This is a genomic window from Halococcus hamelinensis 100A6 (assembly GCF_000336675.1).
Taxonomy (GTDB): Archaea; Halobacteriota; Halobacteria; order Halobacteriales; family Halococcaceae; genus Halococcus; species Halococcus hamelinensis.
In genome coordinates, this window is record NZ_AOMB01000004.1 from 1 (window position 1) to 1857 (window position 1857).

The window sequence follows — 1857 nt, forward strand, 5'->3', positions numbered from 1 at the left end:
CGGGTACGCCGGCTCTCGGGCAAATCAAGATCGCCCGATCCTTGCGGTGGATCGGCGCTTAGTCGTCCAGACCGAGCGTTTCCGTGAACCGTCGAAACACTTACTGACTCGGCTGAGAGAGGACAGAGCGAGGACGAACCCTCCGGCCAAGAGGTTTCCACCGGGCGATTCTGCCACAAATCGCGTCCGGTGGAATCGTCCGTCGCCCGGGCCTTCTCCGGGCATTCACTCACGTTGCGTAGCTTTGACTGCGACGAGAACGACTAGCCCCTTAAAGAATACTGACCTTTCACCCCGGCAGAACATCTACCTATCCCGATACTACCAACACGCCCACATATTGTTATTAGCAGTTCTAACCATAGCCAGACAGAACCCGAAACCGCATGACAGCGCAGGGGTCGCCGATCGCCCCGGAGTATCACCCATCACAACTTACCGCCGTCTTGCGATTCTTCCCCCTGTCGAATCCCGGCCCTATCCGTACAATCGCAGGACGGCGTAAGGATACCCCTGTCTGAACCGCCACAACTTACCGCCGTCTTGCGATTCTCCCACCACAATCACTCGCCCCTCCGCTCCCTAATCGCAGGACGGCGCAAGGGTCGCCGAAAATCGAACCGACCCCACCACCCACCACAGGGACCTATAACGGTGTCTAGGGGGACCCCACCCGGCACCTCTCACCTCGCGGTGGGACCGACCGATCTAGTCTGGTGGCGGTCCTCTATCCTCGTCGCGCCGGAAGTCTCCCGACGCAGCCGACACCCAGTCCTCGACGATCGGATCCCACGCCATCAGTGACCAGTCCTCCTCGAGCGCACTGCCGTCACGATCGTCGCCGCCCGGATCGCGTGGATCGAGATCGACGTCGGCGCTAGATCCGTACCGCCGCGACCCCGACGGCAGGAACGACAGCGAGCCACGACCGAGGTACGCACTGATGTAGTGCGCCGCGTTCCGTGCGTCCACCCGCCGGATGTCCACCACCCGGCCGAGGCCGACGCGCTCGGCCAACTGCGACAGTTCCCGCTGCGGCAGGAACCGATCCACGAGCAGGTGCAGGTGCGGCCGGTCCCGCTCGTCTCCCTCGTGCCGCACCCACAGATACGACAGGTTTGGATAGCGGTCCCTCAGTTCCGTCCTCAGCGCGTTCCACCGATCGGTGATGTACTCGTGCTTCTCCTCCTTCGACGCGGGCGCTCTGCGGTCCACTGTGAGCGTCAGGAACCGACGCATCTCCGGGCGCTCCTCCGTGATCCGTTCTATCTCCTCGATCAGTCCCATCCTCAGCCGGTGGCCGCAACACTCGCAGTCCCACGAACCGCAACGGTACGACGCCTGTTCCCCCGATTCTGTCTGGTACTTCAGGTGCGCCAAGTCCTTCCGGCAGTCCGGCCGCTCCCGATCCGGCCCGCAATCCCAGTCCCGACCGAGCCGTGACTGCTCATCCAACTCGACCTCGCCGTCGACGGGATCCGCGCTCACTCCGACCACCCCGACCGACGCGATCGCGAGCTGCTCCACGAGTGGCCCGACAGCACGTCCGGCCCAGCTGGGGCGGCACTATCCGACGACCGCGACGAAGACGAGCCGGTGGCACCGCACCGCACCATAGCCACCGGCACGTCTTCTACCGCACCGCACGGTGGAACGCCTGAATTGGCGAAGCATAGCGGCTCTTGAGTTGTTCTAACTAGCGTCGAGTAAAGACCGCACCGCCGCCGCACCGCCACCGCACAAGATAGCCCCCTCCCGCCGGTCGGGGGCGTGCGGATCGGGCGGCCCTCGAGCCGGGTACGCCGGCTCTCGGGCAAATCAAGATCGCCCGATCCTTGCGGTGGATCGGCGCTTAGT

1 protein-coding gene is annotated in these 1857 nt (G+C 64.2%); it reads right to left on the reverse strand.

Annotated elements, in window-relative coordinates; all coding sequences use genetic code 11:
- Positions 1–708 precede the first annotated feature (708 nt).
- Positions 709–1527: a rolling circle replication-associated protein gene (locus C447_RS00905; protein WP_004045523.1), complete on the reverse strand. Its 819-nt coding sequence runs from the start codon at positions 1525–1527 to the stop codon at positions 709–711.
- Between the last annotated feature and the right edge of the window lie 330 nt (positions 1528–1857).